This is a genomic window from Bacteroidota bacterium, assembly GCA_039111535.1.
In the GTDB taxonomy this organism is placed as follows: Bacteria; Bacteroidota; Rhodothermia; order Rhodothermales; family JAHQVL01; genus JBCCIM01.
This window is the reverse complement of the sequence record JBCCIM010000004.1, coordinates 42,585-64,196: the sequence shown is the minus strand read 5'-3', so window position 1 is coordinate 64,196 and position 21,612 is coordinate 42,585. Positions and strand designations below refer to the sequence as shown.

Below are 21,612 nucleotides of genomic sequence, written 5' to 3'. Positions count from 1 at the left end.
CGCTACATATTGCGCCGGTACTGTCCGCCTACTTCAAAGAGTGCATCCGTAATCTGACCAAGTGAGCATACTTTGACGGTGTCCATGAGTGCTTCGAACAGGTTACCCCCAGCCCGCGCTTTTTCCTGCAGGGTGTTCAGGGCAGCCTGCGCTGCTTCCGTGTGCCGGCGTTGCACGCGCTCCAGGTTATCAATCTGATGCTGCTTCTCATCCGTACTCGAGCGCATCAGCTCTACAGGGGCTTCTTCGTTCTCGTGCTTGCCATTTTTCGACAAGAAGGTGTTGACACCAATTACGGGTAGTTCACCACTGTGCTTCTTGTGCTCGTACAGCATCGACTCTTCCTGAATTTTACCGCGCTGGTACATGGTTTCCATTGCACCCAATACACCACCACGGTCATTGATGCGCTCAAATTCGGTAAGCACAGCCTCTTCAACCAGGTCGGTTAACTCGTCGATGATGAATGCGCCCTGGTTGGGGTTTTCATTTTTTGCGAGCCCAAGTTCACGGTTGATGATAAGCTGAATCGCCATGGCACGACGAACGCTCTCTTCAGTGGGCGTTGTAATAGCCTCATCGAATGCATTGGTATGCAGCGAATTACAATTGTCGTAAATGGCAATGAGGGCCTGAAGCGTTGTACGGATATCGTTAAACTGAATTTCTTTTGCGTGCAGGCTGCGGCCGGATGTCTGGATATGGTATTTCAGCTTCTGACTACGCTCGTTTGCCCCATACTTATCCCGCATGACCACCGCCCAAATACGACGGGCAACGCGGCCAATGACGGTGTACTCGGGATCGAGCCCGTTTGAAAAGAAGAACGATAGATTAGCGGCAAAGTCATCGATGTCCATACCCCTAGAGAGGTAATACTCAACAAAGGTGAGTCCGTTTGCCAGCGTGAACGCAAGCTGTGAAATTGGATTGGCGCCTGCTTCCGCGATATGGTACCCTGATATCGATACCGAGTAGTAATTCCGCACCTTGTGGTCGATAAAGTACTGTTGTACATCTCCCATCATCCGCAGCGCAAATTCAGTTGAGAAAATGCAGGTGTTCTGCGCCTGGTCTTCTTTCAAAATGTCAGCTTGTACTGTGCCGCGCACCGTGCTGAGCGTCCGGGCTTTGATTTCGGCATATGCATCAGCATCGAGTAATCCCCAGCGGACCAGTTCTTCACCTGTGGTCCCGAGCAGCCCAAGTCCACTGCCATCGTGTCCTTCTGGCAGCCCCTCTTCAGGGCCTTGTGGGCCATACGGGACGTACTGTACGTCGTCTCGATTTACCTTTTCTGCGATTGCAGCTGCAACCGTATTCCAGGTCCCTTTCTCTTTTAGATAGAACTCAACCTGCTGGTCAATGGCTGTGTTCATAAACAGCGCCAAAATCATGGGCGCCGGCCCATTGATGGTCATCGACACACTGGTTGCCTTGTCGCACAGGTCGAAGCCGGAATACAGCTTCTTCATGTCATCCAGTGTACAAATCGATACACCTGAGTTGCCTACCTTCCCATAGATATCCGGACGCGTGTGCGGATCGAATCCGTAGAGCGTAACCGAATCAAAAGCGGTAGAAAGCCGGCGCGCAGGCATGCCAAGCGAAACCAGGTGAAACCTGCGGTTGGTACGTTCAGGAGAGCCTTCGCCGGCAAACATACGCGTAGGATCTTCGCCTGCGCGTTTAAACGGAAAAACACCCGATGTATACGGAAAGAATCCGGGTGCATTCTCAAGCAGCGCAAAGCGCAAGCGCTCCCCTGCATCTTGTGTTCGAGGAATGGCAACTTTAGGAATTTTCAATCCTGAGAGCGACGTCGTATAGAGGGGCACCGTAAACCGTTTCCCGCGCACTTCATATACAAACGTGTCCGATGTGTACTTCTCAGCCATCACATCCCAATCTTTCAGAATACGCCGGGCACGGGCACTTAGCCGGTTCCACCAGTGGTCCCGCATTTGCTCGATCCGGACGCGCGTTTCTCCCTCATCGCCGGCTTTCCACTCATCGAGTTGTGCCAATACCCCGCGGGCTTCACCCCACTTGCGCGCGTACGCAATCGCCTCTTCTGCCTTTTTCCTGTACTCGCGACAAGTGTCAACCACTTCGCCCAGGTAACGCTGGCGTTTGGGCGGGATGATGGCAAGCTCGTTTGGATTTACTTCGGGCAGTGTGCCACCGTATACAGCGGTTTCGCGGTCAAAAGCATAATCAGCATTAAACCGTTCGAGCAACCCGAGGTACAGCCGTGTTACCCCCGGGTCGTTAAACTGGGATGCCATCGTTGGGTAGACAGGCATCTGGTCAGGGTTGAGGTGAAACAGTCCCCGGTTGCGCTGTACCTGCTTGCGGATGTCGCGCAATGCGTCTGCGCTGCCCCGTTTTTCAAATTTATTGATAACTACAAAATCCGCCACATCCAACATTCCAATTTTCTCAAGCTGGGTTGGGGCGCCAAAATCGTGCGTCATTACATAAATTGAAGTATCGGTCAACTCCGTGATTTCTGTGTCGCTTTGCCCGATGCCGGCGGTTTCAAGAATAACAACGTCAAAGCCGGCCTCTTTACAAATTTCGATGCTTGTAGCCATTGCCTGAGACGTAGCACGATGCGCCTGCCGCGTGGCAAAGGATCGCATGTACACGCGTTCTGCATTTTTGCCGTAGATGGCGTTCATCCGTATCCGGTCGCCTAGCAATGCCCCACCCGTAACCCGTTTACTCGGGTCAACAGATAGCACAGCCATCCGCAAGTCGGGAAAGTCATTCATAAACCGGCGCACAAGTTCATCTGTCAAAGTAGATTTGCCGGCGCCCCCGGTACCCGTGATTCCGACAACGGGGACATCTTTATCAGATGTCATTGCCGGCGGCGACTCTAATACGCCTTCTGCAGAAACAGACAGGGACTTACCTACCCCCTGCTCGACCCGTGTAAGATGCCGTGCGAGTTTTCTAAATGAAGTGGCGGTATGCGCAACAGGCTCTGCAAGCAACTGTGCATCGTGCGCTTCGGTGTCAAAGTCACATTGTTCGAGCATATAATTGATCATGCCCTGCAAGCCAAGCTGCATGCCGGCTTCCGGCGAAAAGATTTTGGCAATACCGTAAGCTTCCAACTCTTCGATTTCAGCATCAACAATAACACCACCACCGCCGCCGAAAATTTTGATGTAGCCGGCATTTTGCTGCTGGAGCAGGTCGTGCATGTATTTGAAAAACTCGATATGCCCCCCCTGATAAGAAGAGATCGCAATCCCCTGGACATCCTCCTGAATGGCTGTATCTACAATTTCCTGCACCGAACGGTTGTGCCCCAGGTGAATCACCTCGGCCCCGGATCCCTGAAGTATGCGACGCATCAGGTTTATCGCTGCGTCGTGCCCATCAAATAGGCTGGCTGCCGTTACAAATCTGATTTTGTGTTTAGGCTGATATTTCTCTGGAGACATGTTGATTGTCTTGTCTTATCGAGAGTTAAAGCAAAATGGGCAGTTGCTATACTGGATAGCTAAGCTGGATAAGCAATAGCCAGATAACACCCATCAATTTCTTCAAATCCCAGTTGCCATGCGGATCCGCCGTCAGCCGTAATACGCGCCTGCTGGTTGGGAAGATCAACAGCTATTTTAAGTTTTTTGGGAGAGCATCGAAATCCTGTCTTCATGCCTTTCAACGTCGCCTCTTTGAGCGCCCAGCAAAGGATGAGTATTTGATCCCGTTCCAGATCCAGCGATTCGAGCAAGTGATATTCGTCTGGATGGAGGATAAAACGGTACAGTTCAGGATGCCGTGGCTTAATACGCTCAAGGTCGATTCCAACACTGGTATCACGGGCAACAACAGCGCACACCCCACCATGCGCATGTGCCAGCGACAACCCATAGTTGCGTCCGGTCAGGACCAGTGAACCATCATCAGCCACATCAATTGGCACATCCTGCGGCGAGAGCTGGAGGATATCTGCAGCCAGTTGACGGGCGACAATCCGACCGGCGGTGTATTCGGTTTGCCGGCCTTCATGGGGTATCGTTTCGAGGTATGCTTGCTCACGCGCTGACAATATACTGCCAGCCAGGTGCAAATCCACGTCTTGCATCCGGGCATGGGTATAAGCTATGTGATCAGGCAGTACCATATAAAAACGAGAAGTGGGCAGTAGCGATCTACTGCCCACTCCGTCAAAACTCCGACATGCGTTGCGTCATGTCCATGAAAGCAGCTTACTTGGCTGCTGCGTAGTTAGCAGCTACCTGCTCCCAGTTGACAACATTCCAAAAGGCAGCCACGTAGTCGGGGCGACGGTTTTGGTAGTTGAGGTAATAGGCATGCTCCCATACATCGAGCCCCATAATCGGCGTATCGCCTTTCATGAAGGGGCTGTCCTGGTTTGCAGTGCTGTAAACTTTGAGTGTGCCCTGGCCATCAACTACCAACCAGGCCCAGCCACTGCCAAAGCGTGTGCCGGCAGCTGCAGCAAATTTGGCTTTGAAATCATCATACGAACCAAAAGTACTGTCGATTGCTGCGCCAAGGTCGCCTGCAGGTGCACCACCGCCGTTCGGCGACATAACTGACCAGAACAAGCTGTGGTTGGCAAATCCGCCACCGTTGTTGCGTACCGCGCCTTTTACAGCATCAGGCAAGTCGTCAATACCGCGAAGCAATGCTTCGATTGATTTGGCTTCAAGGTCTGCATGCCCTTCCAGTGCAGCGTTCAATTTGTTGGTATAGCCCTGGTGGTGTTTCCCATGGTGAATCTGCATGGTCCGGGCGTCTACATGTGGCTCCAGTGCATCGTGTGCGTAGGGCAGATCTGGAAGCGAGAATGCCATAAGTCTCTTCTTGGTTTATTGGGTGATTACAGGTGTAAGACGGCCTTCGTACGTCCAAAACTGCGTTGGGTTCGCGTGTCGAGTGTCGAGTGTCGAGTGTCGAGTGTCGAGTGTCGAGTAAAGGTAGTCTGTTCGTAATTCTGTGTTCCTGCTTTTGTCCCGGGTATTTCCAAAGGGGCATCATTTCCTCCTGAGATCCTTAGCGACACCCGGGAGGACAGCGGCTTTCCCAGTTCAAGTAGCACAAAAAAAGCCCCGGCACCTGATCGGCATCCCCAAAAGGGTTTGCCGAACGTGTGTCGGGGCTGGACAAAAAAACGGGCTGTGATTTATGCAACCACAGCCACGCCGTTTGTTCTTTTTGCAGCAGTTGCCGGCTTGGCAGCTGCTTTCTTAGCTGCTGTGCTTTTGCGAGCAGCTGTTGTCTTCCGAGCAGTGGTCTTTTTAGCAACGGGTGCTTTCTTGGCTACTGCTTTTTTAGCGACCGTCTTTTTGGCAACAGTCTTTTTGGTTACTGCTTTCTTGGCAACAGTCTTTTTAGCAACTGTTTTCTTGGCGGCAGTTTTCCGAGCAGCTGGCTTTTTGGCAACAACCTTTTTGGCAGAAGCTTTTTTGGCTACTGGCTTTTTAGCTACTGGCTTTTTAGCCACGGCTTTTTTAGCTGTGGTCTTGCGGGCAGCAGTTTTAGGTGCTGCTTTTTTTACCACAGGCTTGGCTTTGCGGCTCACTTTAGCGGTAGAAGCTTTTGTTGCTTTCTTCGCGCTAGAAGCGGCAGACGCTTTGGAAGTGCGCCGTGTTGACGTTGCTTTTGTCGTGGTCCGTGTCCGTGAAGCTGGTTTGGCTTTCGCGGTAGAACGCGTTGTCGTCTTGCGCGGAGCCGGCTTGGCAGCTGCACGGGTAGACGGTACGGAAGCATAACGACCGATCAGCAGGGATTTGAAGCCTTTCTTTTCGCTTCCCGTAGATTTGCTGATTACGTAAAATCCGCTTTTACGGTTCAGACCCTGCTCGCGGAATTTTTTCTGGATGCTTGTGATGACATTTTCTGGCAACACCATCGTGTCCAGTGCTTCACCTGGAATCAGGTTCTGCGCTGCTTCGACATAGACGTCGTACTTGCTGGTGCCGCTAACTGAGAATTGTGCAAGCAACTGCTGGGCTCGCTTCCTGGAGACTTTCTTTGGAGTTGGCAAATCTTCAGGTTTAATCCGACTCATGATATATACCTTTAAGTGATCGGGTTTTGCTATGAGCCTGTATTATCGGCGGCCTTTTCGCACACTTAAATGGTTGCTTAAATAAGTCGTGATCTGATCTTTAGCCGGCCCACTCGTGATGCGACGCTGATCGTTGTGGTGTATCGGGGGATATCAAATCTAACGCGGGATAAAGCGGAGGTGAGCCTGGCATATATCATACGCTCCCCAATCAACATTCCCTCATCAAACTTAGCTGCTCATGCGGTTGCTGAGACCTGCGGTGTCTCTTCTGCCTCTGTATCCGGACGTGGATAGGTATCAGGCGCCATGGCGTGTCGGACAACAGCTTCGAAGTCCCTTGCCTTTTTGGGGACGCCGAGCGCATCAAAATGCTGACTCCGGTTCGCTTTGAGCGATTCGCCGGCGAAGAATCGCGTTGCGAGATTTTCTATAGCCGTTTCCATTGCATCCACATCACGCGGAGAGACAATATGCACCCCATCAAAACGGGAAAGGAAGCGCGTGTTCTCCCCCATAGACAGGCCGGCAATAATTGGCCGTTCGCTCATCAGGTATTCGTAGGTTTTGGCAGAAATACGCGCATCCGGAGAGCCATCATTCCGCTCGGGTAGCGCCATAAACAGCGCGTCCGCACCAAACACCTTTTGTAGTACTTCTTTGTGTGGCAGTACACCGTTGATGTTGACCAGGTCTTCGATGCCATGCTGCTGTAAAACCTGGTTCACCAGGGGCATCGGGTACTTGTTGCCATAAATATCCAGCGTAATCCGACCTTTCCACTCCGGTTTTCTTTCAATCAACTGTTTGATTGCCAGCCCAAGGTATACGGGACTGTGACTGCGGTGATCAAGCTTTACCAGCCTGTACGTGCCTAATTGCTCCCAGGCAGTGTACATCCGCTTGGCAAAAGAAGGTTTTTCAGGCTCAGTGAACGCGTACCACCCTCCCATGCCGCCGCCATATACGATGTGCAGGTTGTTGTCCTTCTTCTCAGGCAGCGTATCTAGCTGCACCGTTGGTGCGCCACGTCGGATAAGATGCATCCGATCACGGGTTGCAGACGGCACGTCTGCTTTTAGTCGATCCAGGTTCTGCTTGGACACATAAACGATAGCGTCTGCAGATCTGATGTAAAGCGATTCCAGTTTTTTTGCCAGATAAAAGTGTAGGCGAGAAGGAAAAACCGGATGTAACGACGAACACGTAGGTGAGTCGTTCAGGTTCAGGATTAACGGTATACCAAATTTGCGCTTCAGCAGAATGCCAACGAGTCCCTGCGAATAGGGCATCATGAACACGACAATAGCATCTGGCCGATTTGCCTTGATCAGGGCTTTGGCCTTTTTGTAGGCCGGCCAGATCCAAAACAGAAACATGTCGGGCCAGAACAGGAAAGGGACCAGTTTACCGAGCCGGAGCTTACGGAGCCGGCGAATCATCCGGGTTGGTACCCGCGGCTTCACATGGTGGGTGTTTACATTATCCGGAGCCTGTGCATCTTCCGCAGCCGTGATGGCCTCAATCTCAAAAGAATTGCTGAGGTGTTTTACAAAGTTGTCCACCCGAATGGCAAGCGGATAGGTCTCCGGCGCAAAACGGTAAGAAATACAAAGAAGTTTGCCCATTATTGACGCCAACCTAATGATTACCGGCCCGTCTCCAACTCAGCCGTCTGCACTGATTGTCGAATTTCCTGTGTCAGTGGAGATTCGCTCAACCGTTTGTAAAAGAGTGACCCTATCAGTTTATGCCCGCGTACATTCGGATGATAATCCCACGGGGCCAATAGAATGGACTCGATGTCAATAGGATCATACACATCATCGAGTTCGATGGTATGCGTAAAGCCTGCTTCACGACCCATGTTGGTCAGGTAATCGATTTCACCTGGCTCAAAAGCACGTTTGGTCTGCGGCAAAAATACCATCACTGGTTCAGCCCCATGCTGGATTGCCAACTGCGCAATATAATCATACGCCCAACGCGCCATTTCTTCTGCTGCCGGCGCCAATGCCTGGTTGACTTTGGCCGGCTCGTCACCCGGATCCACATCCAGCGTCTCGATGACCGCTTTCAAGCCTTCATACTCGATAGGCACACCAGAGCGAATGGGTTTGATCAGGCGGAGGTATGAACGCTCAACTTCAGACGGCTGCGCCACGTAGAACAGGGCATCAGGCTTAAAGTCGAATACCCGCTTCGCAGCAACATCTACCTGCTGCATCAAACCGTACCCCCCTACTGCGAAGTTCATGATCTCATAGTTGATCCCATCGTCCTGGCTATTCAACTTGTTTTCGACGTAGGTCTCGAAGTTTTCGTCGTCTGCTACACCCGACCCCATCACGTACGACGTACCCAACAAGGCAATCCTGTACGTGTTTTCAGGCTTCTCCATCGGGTATTCTTTGTCGCGCAAGCCGTACTGGTTGGTTGTAAGCTGCGCCTGTTTGAGCTCCGTCTGAATAGAAGGAATCAATTCGTAAATCCTGATGTCGTTTGTTGGCCGCACTGCATCTGAATCCTGGATACCTGCCCAGCCGGCTGGCTTGTTCATGTTTGTCCGCCAAAGCGCCGACGTGTACTTGTTCGTGGTGAGTAGCGACTCGTAATACCCACGTTCAAAATCCGTTTGGTCCTGCTGATTGAAGCCCTCCGACTGGATCGACTCTACAAACGCCAGATTTTCTTCGTTCAACTGTGACTTGAATACCTGATGATCTATGCCAATAAGCATCATGAACGATACGGCGCAGTATACAGCTGTTTTGAAAATGGCGCCTTTGGATGGAGCAGAATCAAACAACCAGTTTTTGGATGCTGCAAACTGAAGCAGTACGCCAACAACGATAAGTCCTGCCAGTCCGGCAAGCAGTTGGAGGTAGGCGCTGGCCGGCTCTTGTCCGGCCGCTTCAACGGCCAGGATAAATGCCTCAACACTTTCACTGCTCCACAGATACCACAACACAGAGATGAATACAAACATCCCTACAACCTTGGAAGAATGCACAAAGGCATCTTTAAAGGAAAATGCTTTTTTGCCCAGTGCTTTCTTTGGCGGATTTTTGATTTCACGCAAAGAGTTGACAACCACAACAAGTCCCAAAATGGCCCAGAATAGACCATCTGGCACCGTAATCGGGAATTGCGCCTGCAGCCAGTACCACTGGTAAGAATGCAGGATCCAGGTCATGAGGAATACCAGGCTCGTTGCAATAACAAGCGCCGGGGTTGTGCCCATGCCGCGAAAACGGGTAAACGCCGGGTAGAAAAAGATCTTCATCATGAAGTCTTTCCAATAAATATTGATACGGCGCCAGTAATCGCTAAAGCTAGAAGCCAGGTAATAGAGGTGATGCGTTTCAGGGAGGTTCATCCCAAACAGACAGAGAATCCCAACAATGAGGTGGAATTGTCCTGAGATACGCAGGTATAACAGGTACGTTGTCAGCACTGCCTGCACAAAGGTCCAGAGTCCGTTCACATCGCCCGGCGCAACCAGCAGGTAGTAATAGACCACCCGATACAATATCAACTGCACCGTCCCACGCATCATCCACAACATGCCCTGCTGGTATATGGTAGCAGCATCCGAGTTGTAGTAGGTACGCTTGTACATCCTGTAATCAACAACAGGGAAAAGCGGGAAACAGACGTTAGGCAGCAGGAAAAAGTAGGACAGGCGCGTCCAAATAGTGGTGCCCGGCTTCTCGTCTTTCAGGTCGTAAAAGTAGACAACGAGCCTAAACATGAAAATGGAGCCCAAAATCGGCATAACCAAAGCGCTCCAGGATGAAGCGATGATTTCGCTCCTGTACATTGCAAGAACGCCTGTAATGGCCAGCAGCAACACAACCCGCATCCAACGCGCAATCGGAATATGACAGACCCCGATCATGAGCAAGCCAATGCCGATGAGTATACCACCCCCGACCGGCCCCAGTACACTTACGATGGCGCCGAGCGAAATCAGCGTAAAGAACGGCATCCTGAACCGCAACGGTAGCAAGGCATGAATCAAAAAGCCCCCGACAATGATCGGGACTATTTTTGAAAACCCGAATGACTCTTCAATGCTGAACAGGCTAACAACCACGTAAAATAACGCCAGTTGCAAGGCCAGCAGGACGTAATCGCCCAGTTTGATGTCGCCCAGTTTAAAGTCCAAAAAAGATCCTTGCGCGCCATCTAACGCTGTTGTACCTGAAGAATCTGGCTTCTGCATTGCTTAGTTAATACTTAAGGATAGACTGAATTGAATTATTAATAGTGCGTCTATCTATCGTTGGGTCAAAACTGCTCTAAATGAGTGTATCAGCTTTTCGGGACCAAGATTTAAGGGGGAGATGTTTTTATACCGAACTGCTACCCCGCTATCGTTGCAAGGTCTATCCAGCGCGGATTAGAAATAGCGATGCAAGCAGCCATGTGACAGGCCGGCAAAAAAGAGAAATGGTGGTGCCAAAAAGAGATCAGTCTGCCGCAGCTAACGCATCGAAGGCGTCGTAAGTAAGCGCAAATGCAACAAGGGCCTGCGAGACGTCCATTATTTTGTTATAGAATGGGTGGGCATCCGCATTGGGTGAGACCAGCCAGAGAAAGGAACGGCCCCTGGCTTTGGCATCTTTCGCTACCGCAGCGATCAGTTGCCGGCCCAGCCCAGCTTGTCGGGCATGCGTCGCCACAAACAAATCGGAAATGTAAACCCCGCGTGCTGTGTGGCTCGGCTCATAAGCATCGAAGAAAAGCGTATACCCGCCCAATTGGCCTGCTTCATCCGAAGCAACCAGTACGGTAAACTGGGGATCATCTCCAAACGCATCTTCCAGGAAGCGGTCGTCATCGAAGTGTTCAATGCCGTCGCCTGTGTGGGTGCAAAGCGCCTGTACCAATTCCAAAAGGGGCGCTGCATCTGCTTTTTTAGCGGGGCGAATTGTGTACTTATTCATGCCTTTACGTATGCAATCTCAAAAGCCCAGGCACCCGTCGAAGGACGACGGGCAAGATTATCGCTGGTTGAGTACGCGCAGCATATCCCGAAAGTCGTCTTCCAGCAAATGGCCTTCTCTAACGAGTGCAATCAGGGTTTCTTCAACGACGCGCACATCGGTCTCCTGGGCTTCGCGGGTGCGATCATCTGACCGACGACGGGTGTCCCTTGCCATCTCCGCTTCGGTGGTCCTGAACATTACATCTTCCAACAAACGGGCTACAAAAGGCGCAGCTTTCGCTTTCCCGGAGAAGTCGAGTTCAAGATTGATGGTGGCGCGTCCGCGATTTACACTAAGCTGTAGCCGCTGGCCGCCCATCATTTTCTTTTTCAGATTCACTTCGACAAGATCGTCATACAGAATTTCGTAAGCCGGCTCCAGGTTGTTGTTCTGAAACACAAACCGGTCCGCCATAAAGAGCGCGCCGTCTTTTGCAGACCCCATCAGGGTTGCATCATACAGCGCAACCACTTCTTTGCGTCGCACCTTCTTGGCGTAGTCTTCAAGGGCATTGTGCAGCTTCTTGAATGGGATGTCTGGCGCGACATAAAGGCCGACTGTGGGGTCGTGCGGGATATACTCGCGGATGAGTTTTTCCAATGTAAAAACCTGTAAACAATGTGCCGAAACGATACAACTTTACCTCACCCGGCGCGGGAATGATCCGCTAGAGGATATAGCCACTGTAAACAATCAGCCAAATAATGAAATACACGGGCAAGAGAATGGGAATCGAATACCGCGCAAGGTAGCCAAAGAAAGAAGGCGTGCGAACACCATTCCCCTCAGCAATGGCTTTCACCATGAAGTTTGGTGCATTGCCAATGTAGGTCAGCGCGCCAAAGAATACGGCAGCGACTGAGATGGCTTGCAGGTAGAACCAACTCTCCGGGTGGGCAGCAGCTGACTCAGCAAATTGTTTTACAGCTGCCGGGTCATCCACATTGAGTCCGAATTTACCCATTGAAGCAGAAAGGAAATTCAGATAGGTAGGCGCATTATCGAGAATACCCGAAAGCGACCCGGTACCCCAGTAGAACACACCAACACCGAGGTTATCGGCGTTCTCTTTGGCAAAATTGCTGATGAGTTGCAGCGCCGGCTGCATGGTGCAGAATATCCCCAAAAACAGCCAGCCTACTTCGCGAATGGGCTCAAAGGAAAACTCATTTTTCTCGAAACATGCTTTATTGGCAAACCGGTAGGCAAGGAAAGCTACCAGGAACATGATCATTTCACGGATGCCAATTGGAAAGTGAAATTCCTTGTAGAGGTTGGGTACAAAGGATAGCACGTTAGGATCGATAAATACACTGCAAATGATGATGCCAATCCAGATAAAGCTCTTGGAGCCTTCCAGTGTTACCACCGGCTCATTCGCATCAGGTACATTGCCCTGGTTCTTGTTACGCGAATCGATCACATAAAAAATACCAAGCAGCACAATCGTTGTGGGCAGCCAGATATACCACACATGCGTTAAGGTCCAGAAAAACGGCACACCACGCAGAAAGCCAAGAAAAAGAGGGGGATCACCAATGGGGGTAAGCGCACCACCAATATTGGCCACAAGGAAAATGAAGAAGACAATGTGGTACGGGCGCAGCCGGCCTTTATTGAGGCGCATGTACGACCGAATGAATAGCATCGCCGCCCCTGTTGTAGCAATCAGGTTGGCAATGACGGAACCGACAAAAAGCAGGATCGCGTTGTTGAACGGGGTCCCTTTTGCATTAATCCCAAGATAAATACCGCTTGCTGCAATAAATAAGGAGGCTACCAGTGCAATGAAAGAGAAGTATTCTTGCAAGGCGTGCAGGACAGGCGAACTGTTGCTGGTAAACAGGTAATATCCTACAACCAACACCCCAAAAGCAACGGAGTATTTGGGGTAGTGATGATGCCAGTGATGGGCATAAAAGAGCGGCCCGGTGGCAATCATGATGAGGAGCAACATGAACGGGATAACCAACCATACGGGGGGTGCCTCCCCATCCGCAGCAGCCGGCATAGCGGCGGGCAACACATTTGCCGGGTGCGCCGGCGAAACCACTGATTCGGTGGGTAGGGTTTCGGCGATTACCGATTCAGCAACTAGCAACTCGGGATCGAGCGGCGAAGCGCCGGCATCCGCAATGCCAGCAAGGGATAGCCCCACCACCACACAGACAAGCACAAGAACACGCGACAGGCTCATTCGCTCCACAAATACTCGCTTGAAATAAGGGTTAACAATACACATGCGCATCTGAAGCAGACGCTGCACATACTTCATGGCATCCATCCGTACAGATAGTCCAAGGGTAGCAGATAAATGGAAATTCATCCGAGATGATCTTCTCTAATCAGAAGGAGTGTCATGCGTCGATGGCATGAGATACCTGGTGGGCACGATGTACTGGTGCGGGTGAGACCTAAGGTATAAGGCCCCCTGCGTTGATGGTATCACGGTGATGATAGCGCAGGGTCACACCAGTATGAATCTCGCCGGTATCTGCAGACGCAGACCGTTGTACCCCAGGTGTAAACCACCACGCATTCGGTTACACCAGGCTACAGCAAGGACTAGAAATATAGAACAAATTATGAATTAATGCACATCGACTCCAGCAGCCTTCTCAGCGGCTTCTACGGTCTGCGCAATAAGCGTTGCGATGGTCATTGGCCCTACCCCGCCCGGCACTGGTGTGTAGGCGCTGCAGGTGTCGATGATGGCTGATATTTCAATATCGCCTACCGGCCCCGGATTGTAGCCGGCATCCACCACAACGGCACCGGGTTTTATCCAACTGCCCCGAATAAATTCAGGCCGGCCTACTGCGCCCACAATCACATCAGCCTGTTTCACATGCTCGGGCAGGTTTTGCGTTCGCGAATGGCAAATGGTTACCGTGCAGTTTTCATTCAGCAGCATAAATGCCATGGGTTTGCCCAAAATCGGGCTCCTTCCAATTACAACGGCATGTTTGCCTTCCAGCGGAATTTCGTAGTGCTTCAACAGACGCATAATGCCAGCCGGCGTCGCGGATCCGTAAGCTTCTTCTTTCATCGCCATCAGCCCGAAGCCGGCCGTGGTAACGCCGTCTACGTCTTTTTTTATAGAGATGGCGTCAAAGCACTTCCGCTCATCAATTTGTGAGGGCACCGGATGCTGCAGCAGAATACCGTGTACATCAGGATTTGCGTTGAGGTCGTGGATTACCTGCTCTAGCTCCGCTGTTGTTGTTTCTGCCGGCAAAATTACGCGCTCTGAATCCATGCCGACGCGCTTGCAGGAATTGCCTTTCATGCGTACATACGTCGCAGATGCCGGGTCATCACCAACCAGAATTGTCGCGAGGATGGGGGTGCGTCCGGTTTGGGTAACAAGATGCGCTACGCGTTTCGCCAGTTCTTTTTCAAGATTACGCGCCAACGCCTTTCCGTCTAAAAGTATTCCTGCCATAGGGGGAGTGTATGCTAAGGTTTAGGTTTCTTGTGCGTTGGGCCTGCCCTTCAGCCGTTAGAAGAGCCCTCTGGCTTTAAGCTCCAGATATTTGTTGAGTGTATCCACCGATAGATTTTCGGGCCGCGTTAAAACCGATTGTATAAGATGCTTCTGAAGCTCTTTGACAATCTGTTGCTTTTGCAGCATAAACTGCGCTGCGATGGTGCGGGTATAAACAGCCGCTGTATCGGCAGGTGGTATGGACGCGAGGGCCGTGAGTTCGGTGTTTTCGAAGAAGATTACAACAAGTAGATGGTTGCGAGCCAGCGCCTTCAGATACGGTAGTTGCCGCTTTAATGCTGCCATCGAAGCAAAGTTCGTAAACAGGAGCATTAAACTGCGCTGTCGCGCCTGGCGCCGGACCGTACTGTAAAGTCGCTCATAATCTGTTGCCAGAAAATTGGTTTGCAGCCCGTACAAGCGATCCATCATCTGGCCCAATTGCCGCACCCCGGCTGAGGCCGGCAAAACGTTATGGATCTCGCTGGAGAACGCGATGAGTCCGACTTTGTCCTGCTTCTTGAGCGCAACATTGCTGATTACCAGCGACGCGTTGATGCTGTGATCCAGCAAGGTCATGCCATCAAAAGGCAACTCCATGACCCGCCCCGCGTCGAGCAAACAATACACCGGCTGGGCCCGCTCATCCTGGTACTGGTTCACCATCAGTTCGCCTCGCCGTGCAGTGGCTCGCCAGTTTACTGTTCGCGGATCATCTCCAACAACATACTCCTTAATACGCTCAAACGCGGAAGCTTGCCCGATGCGGCGAATCCGCTTCACACCCACCTCATGCAGTCGATTGCTGGCTGCCATTAACTCAAAGCCGCGCATCTGCAAAAATGAAGGGTATACAGGCACTTCGCGCGCTGTCGCAACCTGATAGCGACGTTGCACCAGGTGGAGCGGCGTACAGGCTAACACGTTAACATGCCCAAAACGATAAAGCCCCCGTTCTGTTGGTCGGAGCGTAAAAGCAATGACCTCCCGCATTCCGGCTTTAAGTATCCGATGATGTGCATTGTCACGCGCCTGAAATTGAAGCGGCAATTCATCTATAACTTCGGCCGTAAGTGGAAAAGTATAGTGATTGTTGAGTTCAATAGAAATCGGGTTTTCGTCGCCATTGGAAAGCCGGTCCGGACAGACCCGCGTACCAGAGATCCCTGTTCGTACGCGGTACAAGAGCCATACATCCAGCGCGACAAGTGCAACAAAAACAAAAAATGTAATGCGGGTTGCGGCCAGCAATGCCGGATAAAAGTGGGCAAGGATAAATGCCGTTGTAAGCAAACTGATCACCAGAAAGCATCGTGGTGTCAGAAAAAGGGATCGCAGCACGTGCATCATCGAGGCACTTCGATTTTACTGATCAACCGTTCAACAACCTGCGCCGGCGTAGCGCCTTCCATTTCCTGATCCGGCGTAAGCATAATACGGTGCTGCAGCACCGGTACTGCTGTTTGCTGAACATCCTCTGGCGTCACAAAATCACGCCCTCCCATCGCAGCAAATGCTTTTGCAGCCCCCATCATGGCAAGCGAAGCGCGAGGTGACGCGCCCAGATACAAGGCTTCATGGTTGCGTGTGGCCTGTACCACCTCGGTGATGTAGCGAAGCAAGCGTGGTTCAATGTGCAAAGACCGCACAGTTTGCTGAAATGCGACCAACTGGGACGCTGACACAACAGGCTTTACGTTGCTCAGATCTTGCCCCGTACGGCCGGCATGGTGCCCGGCCAGCATTTGCGCTTCTTCGTCCATCGACGGATATCCAACGTTGAGCTTAAACAGGAAGCGATCCAGTTGCGCTTCAGGCAGCCGGTATGTCCCCTCATGCTCAATCGGGTTTTGCGTTGCAAATACCAGAAAGGGCTGCTTCATTTTATGGGTTACCCCATCCATGGTCACCTGCCGCTCCTCCATCACCTCAAACATGGCAGATTGCGTTTTTGCCGGCGCGCGGTTCACTTCGTCAATCAATATCATGTTCGAAAAAATGGGGCCGGCCTTGAACTCAAAAGCTGTGGTTTTGGGGTTAAAAATTGCTGTCCCGAGAATGTCTGAAGGCATCAGGTCGGGGGTAAACTGTATGCGCGCAAAGCCCACATCCAGGGTGCGGGCCAACAGTTTGGCAGCAAGCGTTTTAGCAACGCCGGGGACACCCTCAATCAGCACATGTCCGTTTGCCAACACAGCTGCAAGCAAAGCATCAATCAGTGCATGCTGTCCAACCATGATCTTTTGCACTTCCAGTCGCACCTTTTCGACCGCGGATCGTATTTCATCCAATGCAACACGGTTCTCAAATCTTCGCTCTTCTTGCATAATATTCAGTTGTTACCGGGTACTTGCTTTATAAAATTGATCCAGTTCATTGGCCAGCGCACTTAACCCTGCCGCATCGACCTGCTTTCCTTGTTCTACTGCGAGCAAATGCGTAAACAGCGTGTCTACCTGCACTGCGGGCACGCCGGTTCGGGCTGCGATTATTGAAGTCTCTACTTCAGTCAATGGCCGATTGGGCAAATGCAGTGTACTGTGCATAAAATGTTTGAATTGCTCCAGTTGCTTTTGCGCCAGGTTCGTGTGGTCCCCTTCGTTGAAATACAACCGCCCCACCGTGGTAGCAAATTCCAACGTTCGATTTTCTTTTGGCACTACAATTGGCATAACCCGCTGCCGGCGCCGTGCATTGGAAGCCATGAAAAAAAGCAACCCAAATATGCCGAGGTAATACGCCATCCGCAAAGCTTCTGATGACAACACATAGCGTAGGGGCGTTTGCTGCGAGGGCCGGCCTGGTTTGTAGTAGGCATCCCAGTATGTAAGCTGGTCAGGCAAATAGGAAAGGGCAGCATACGCATAGGCATCATTGCCTTCGTACAGCATATTGAAATTGGTAAACGCCAGGGGCACCGAACTCACCAGCACAGCGCCGGCGCCATACGCCACTCTTAAAAAATTATACCCCCCATCCTCATAACTTCCCAACACTTCATACGGAAGGGTCACCGCCGGCGAATGTGCATCGACTGAATCTTCACTGGCAGAATCTTCACTGGCAGAATCTTCACTGGCAGAATCTTCCCGGTTTACTTTTTGTAGCGTCGAATACAGCAAGTCTGTCGAATAATAATATCCGCCCGGCGCGGCAACTTCCGGGTATGCTAGATTTATTCTCGTCGTATCAAAAAGACTGGTCTCTGCAAGCGCCTGCAGGTTTTCAACATTTTCTATAAACTCAACATCTGTTTTAATATCCAACAAGTCACTAAGGGGTGGTTGAATAACATCAGCGGCGATAAACAGGGTATTGCCGCGGGCAACATACCGCAACAGCGCGTCCGCTTCTGCTTTGTCTATATCGAAATTTCTTGTAATGAAGAGGTAATTCGTGTTAACAATCGAGGTATCTTCCAGCAGCGTATAGGGTGGAAAATTTATAGACCTAATCTCTTTATTTTCAAATAGATACGGCATCGTATCAAACAAGATACTGCTGCCATATGCCCGTGTATCTCCCCGTTGAAAGGACACCTCCCATGGGTTTTCGGTGCTTTTGGCGTTGGCCCAAACGACAAGTGCAAACACCAGCAGGAAGACACTTAGATATTTGGCATCTTTTCGCGATATCATCGTCACCCTACCCGTTTGGCAACGTCCTGTGCCAAGACCTGCATTTCGGTAATATGGGCCTGATCCACAGGAAAGTCGCCATACCACGCGTAATCAAAGAGGTAGGTCAACCGGCGAAAAGAGGTATGAATATCTGAATTCCGGCATTCCTTCAGGTAATCTTGATTCGTTTTCCGGGGTGACCAGCCGATGATGTTGTTGGCATCGAGCGCGCGCAATACATGCATATAGTACATCCGGGCTGCTAGCCGAAAATGCCCTTCATTGGTGGCGGCCTCTGCCAGTGCAATAAAATTAGTCTCTTGCCGTAACTCTTCTGGTAACTCGACAATTTCGGGCACAGGGCCATCCCTGGGACTAAAGAGGGCACGGAAATCCATTTTCATGACCCTTAGCACAGCAAACAGGACCAGCCCAATTGCAACCCCATACATCACGTATTCCCAAATGCTGCCCTGATTGTTGGTATCGAATATTCTGCTTAGCCAATCCAGAAACATACGCCGCACTTTCTGCCAGAACGTAAGCGCCTGGTCTGTGCGTTGTCGATACGCGTAATCAGGATTGTCGCGATAGGCTGACAATACCGATGTCGGAGGTTGACGAACAGCTACGGCAATTGAATCAGCTTGGCCGGCTGAAGCATGGGATTGGTCCGATGGGTTGGCCTTCGCTAACGCGTATGTCGGCAAACTGGCTGGAAGGTACAATCCGAACGCCAGTGCAAAAAGGAAAGCCACGTATGTTCGTCGGCTATACACCATCTCCCGCCTGTTTGTCCAGCGCGTCAATGCGTCCCATGAGTCCAGTCTGCTCTTTTTTCTCGACAAGGCTAAAATACTGCAGGTTCATAGCTGTAACGGGCACCGCATACATGAGGCTGCTCCCGATTGATCCCAATACACTCAACAGCATCAACGGGTATTTAACTACCCCTGCCTCCCCATCTGTGAGGGAGTGTAATCCGCCAACAAACGCAAAGGCATAGTTGGGCGCGCTAAATACCATTCCCAAAATCATCATCAGAATCGCCGAGACGATTAACACCGCAAAAGAGTTCAAATAGTTGTCTTTCAGCAAAAAGCGACTGCGCGAAAACGTCACCCCTGTTGAGGAAGATTCGAACATACGAACAGGATACAACAAGGCAATCACCACGACGAAATAGAAAAAGATTGCAATACATATGATGATACCAATGAACGTCGCAACTGCGGCCAACATCATGGCGCCAGATGAAGTACTCAGCGCAATAATCATCATTGGAGCAAGCATGAAAACAAAACTCGACATGTACAACACAACAGCCAGCATCGTTGTTTTTGCCATATCCCACAGGCGCTCTTTGACTTTTGCCCAAACATCTTCAAAATCAAAACCGCCGGCACCGCGCGCCTGGTACAGAAACATGAAACTGCTCACTACCGTCACCGCAAGGACACTTGCCAGCAAGCCCATGACGATGAGTAACATGTAATACAACCCAAAGAGGCCCATGCTCAGCGCATCCGGTACCGCCTCTGAATCGTCCAGTACAGTGGGCAACGAATCGATGTACCCGACACCACTCAGCCCACCAAGTAGCGCAACCGGACCCACTATAAAAAGCAGGCTCTTGCTTAACAGAGAAAAATTCTGACGCAAAAACTGGAACGTAACGTTGATTACATCGCCAAAATCCCGCTGTTTCCGGAATTCTATTTGTTCAAGCATACTCATGCGGCGTTGGGTTTTGATGTAGCCTTGTATCGTTGGATTGGGTACAAGATGAAGTACCAGAGAATGAATACAAGAGAACTTATGATAATGAAAAGGCTCAAGTAGATCGGCATGTCGGTCTGGCGCGTCACAAAACCTTCGAGGAATCCTGCAACGATAAATACAGGGACGAGACCAATTACAATTTTGGCTCCTTTGCGGGCGGCCTCTATGAACGATGTAATCCTGGGGTACGTGCCGGGAAACAGGAGTCCATTGCCCATCACAATGCCGGCACAACCCGCAATGATGATTGCGCATATCTCCAACGTGCCATGGATATAGACCACAAGCAGGGCTTCACCCAGCAAGCCCCGTTCATAAAACATGTACTGAAAAGCCCCAAGCATTACGCCGTTTGAGAACAATACGTAGCCTGTACCCACTGAAAACAACATGCCGGCGGCAAACGCGATGAACGATACCCGTACGTTGTTAAAGGTAATTGCAAGAAACATGTCGACCGGTTGCATGCTTTTATAGATGCCCATGGGGTCATTGTTTTGGATGTTCTCCAGGGTCTTGTTTACATACGCGTCACCGAGAATCAGCCGCACAAAACCGGTATCCTGGCTGGCTGAAATGGTGCCGATCGAAATGGCGACAACAAAAATCACAAGTGAGACAAGCAGTTCCTTGCGCACCGTGTACATGATACCTGGTAGTTCATCCAACCAGAATGCGCGTAGCCTGCTTTTGCTTTCGGGTTTGTTTTTATAGATCTCCTGGTGTGCTTTCGCCGCGAGGCCCTGTAGATACGACGTGGTATTGGAGCCGGGGTAAAAAGTCTGGGCATAAGACAGATCTTCCAGCACCTGTGTAAACAGGTCTGCCAGTTGATCAGAATCATATTCAGATTTGCCTTCCAGCGCTGACTCAAAGGTTTTCCATTGTTCAGCACGCTGATGAAGGAACGCTAATTCGCGCATTTGAATGGGTGCCAGCAAAAGGCACAGGATTGAGTTATGGACCGGGTTAAGATAACAACCGCACAGAATGTCTATATAGATTATGAGGCTGCCGGCGTCGGGGATCGAGCTATTGCTGCAATCATCGACTTATGCATTCTTATTTCTTACTTGATAAGTATGACGCTTGCAACCCAGGCCGTCCAGTCCACTGCTACGACCATCGTCATTTTAATCCCCTACTTTCTCTACTTTGTCCTTTCAGAAATTCTCTTTAACGGTCAAACAATAGGAAAAAAATTGCGCGGGATCAAAGTTACCCGCCTGGATGGTACTGCACCGCACGTAGGAGACTATATAATCAGGTGGCTATTTCGACTCATTGAAGTTGAAATGACACTAGGGCTTGTGGCTCTCGTCACAGTCATTGTGCGGGGCAAAGGCCAGCGGATCGGCGATATGGCGGCCAACACGGCCGTTGTTAAAATCTCAAGATCCGTTGGGTTGCAAGATACCATCTACACCAAACTTGACACAGACTACTCACCCACATTCGACAACGCAAGCCTGCTCAGTGAAGCAGAAATTACGCTGGCAAAAGAAGTGCTCGACACGCTACAGCAGGGAGGCAATGCCGGCCCAATTGGCGAAAAGATGAAGGCTACGTTGTTGAAGAAGCTGGAAGCAGATTCCCCACTCTCTCCTATCGCATTCCTGCAAACGGTTATCAAGGATTACAATCACATGATACGGTAAGGAAAGCTTGCTG

Annotated in this window: 17 protein-coding genes; 1 reads left to right on the top strand and 16 read right to left on the bottom strand. The window is 50.8% G+C overall.

Annotation, left to right across the window (positions count from 1 at the left end; translation table 11 throughout):
* Positions 1-2: 2 nt before the first annotated feature.
* The 16 genes from AAF564_01335 to AAF564_01260 form a co-directional block, all read right to left on the bottom strand.
* On the bottom strand, positions 3-3,458 hold the full coding sequence (locus AAF564_01335) for a methylmalonyl-CoA mutase family protein (protein ID MEM8484154.1): 3,456 nt from the start codon (positions 3,456-3,458) through the stop codon (positions 3-5).
* 59 nt (positions 3,459-3,517) lie between these two features.
* Positions 3,518-4,144 (bottom strand): 4'-phosphopantetheinyl transferase superfamily protein, encoded by a 627-nt coding sequence (locus AAF564_01330; GenBank protein ID MEM8484153.1) that lies wholly within the window; start codon positions 4,142-4,144, stop codon positions 3,518-3,520.
* Positions 4,145-4,229: 85 nt separating this feature from the next.
* Complete coding sequence (locus tag AAF564_01325; protein MEM8484152.1) at positions 4,230-4,841, bottom strand: superoxide dismutase; 612 nt, start codon at positions 4,839-4,841, stop codon at positions 4,230-4,232.
* A gap of 329 nt (positions 4,842-5,170) precedes the next feature.
* Positions 5,171-6,058: a histone H1-like repetitive region-containing protein gene (locus tag AAF564_01320; GenBank protein ID MEM8484151.1), complete on the bottom strand. Its 888-nt coding sequence runs from the start codon at positions 6,056-6,058 to the stop codon at positions 5,171-5,173.
* A 239-nt stretch (positions 6,059-6,297) separates the two neighbouring features.
* Positions 6,298-7,686 carry a glycosyltransferase gene (locus tag AAF564_01315; protein ID MEM8484150.1) on the bottom strand — a complete coding sequence of 463 codons (1,389 nt, stop codon included), beginning with the start codon at positions 7,684-7,686 and terminating at the stop codon, positions 6,298-6,300.
* Positions 7,687-7,706: 20 nt separating this feature from the next.
* Complete coding sequence (locus AAF564_01310; protein MEM8484149.1) at positions 7,707-10,286, bottom strand: hypothetical protein; 2,580 nt, start codon at positions 10,284-10,286, stop codon at positions 7,707-7,709.
* 247 nt (positions 10,287-10,533) lie between these two features.
* Complete coding sequence (locus AAF564_01305; GenBank protein ID MEM8484148.1) at positions 10,534-11,010, bottom strand: GNAT family N-acetyltransferase; 477 nt, start codon at positions 11,008-11,010, stop codon at positions 10,534-10,536.
* A 57-nt stretch (positions 11,011-11,067) separates the two neighbouring features.
* On the bottom strand, positions 11,068-11,652 hold the full coding sequence (locus tag AAF564_01300; GenBank protein MEM8484147.1) for a hypothetical protein: 585 nt from the start codon (positions 11,650-11,652) through the stop codon (positions 11,068-11,070).
* Positions 11,653-11,719: 67 nt separating this feature from the next.
* Positions 11,720-13,378: a sodium:proton antiporter gene (locus tag AAF564_01295; GenBank protein MEM8484146.1), complete on the bottom strand. Its 1,659-nt coding sequence runs from the start codon at positions 13,376-13,378 to the stop codon at positions 11,720-11,722.
* 264 nt (positions 13,379-13,642) lie between these two features.
* Entirely contained in the window at positions 13,643-14,497 is an 855-nt protein-coding gene (gene folD, locus AAF564_01290; GenBank protein MEM8484145.1) for a bifunctional methylenetetrahydrofolate dehydrogenase/methenyltetrahydrofolate cyclohydrolase FolD, read from the bottom strand.
* A gap of 57 nt (positions 14,498-14,554) precedes the next feature.
* Positions 14,555-15,841: a DUF58 domain-containing protein gene (locus AAF564_01285; GenBank protein ID MEM8484144.1), complete on the bottom strand. Its 1,287-nt coding sequence runs from the start codon at positions 15,839-15,841 to the stop codon at positions 14,555-14,557.
* Between the two features lie 44 nt (positions 15,842-15,885).
* Positions 15,886-16,866, bottom strand: a complete 981-nt coding sequence (locus AAF564_01280; GenBank protein ID MEM8484143.1) for a MoxR family ATPase — start codon at positions 16,864-16,866, stop codon at positions 15,886-15,888.
* Between the two features lie 12 nt (positions 16,867-16,878).
* A complete protein-coding gene (locus AAF564_01275; GenBank protein MEM8484142.1) occupies positions 16,879-18,177 on the bottom strand; it encodes a DUF4350 domain-containing protein in 1,299 nt (432 codons plus the stop codon).
* 2 nt (positions 18,178-18,179) lie between these two features.
* Positions 18,180-18,917, bottom strand: a complete 738-nt coding sequence (locus AAF564_01270; GenBank protein ID MEM8484141.1) for a DUF4129 domain-containing protein — start codon at positions 18,915-18,917, stop codon at positions 18,180-18,182.
* 13 nt (positions 18,918-18,930) lie between these two features.
* Positions 18,931-19,896 carry a hypothetical protein gene (locus AAF564_01265; GenBank protein ID MEM8484140.1) on the bottom strand — a complete coding sequence of 322 codons (966 nt, stop codon included), beginning with the start codon at positions 19,894-19,896 and terminating at the stop codon, positions 18,931-18,933.
* Positions 19,893-20,864, bottom strand: a complete 972-nt coding sequence (locus tag AAF564_01260) for a stage II sporulation protein M (GenBank protein ID MEM8484139.1) — start codon at positions 20,862-20,864, stop codon at positions 19,893-19,895. The genes AAF564_01265 and AAF564_01260 overlap by 4 nt, the downstream gene beginning before the upstream one ends.
* Positions 20,865-20,900: 36 nt before the next feature.
* On the opposite strand from AAF564_01260, the gene AAF564_01255 reads away from it, so the two are divergent.
* Positions 20,901-21,599, top strand: coding sequence for an RDD family protein (locus AAF564_01255; GenBank protein MEM8484138.1), 699 nt, complete (start codon positions 20,901-20,903; stop codon positions 21,597-21,599).
* Positions 21,600-21,612 lie beyond the last annotated feature (13 nt).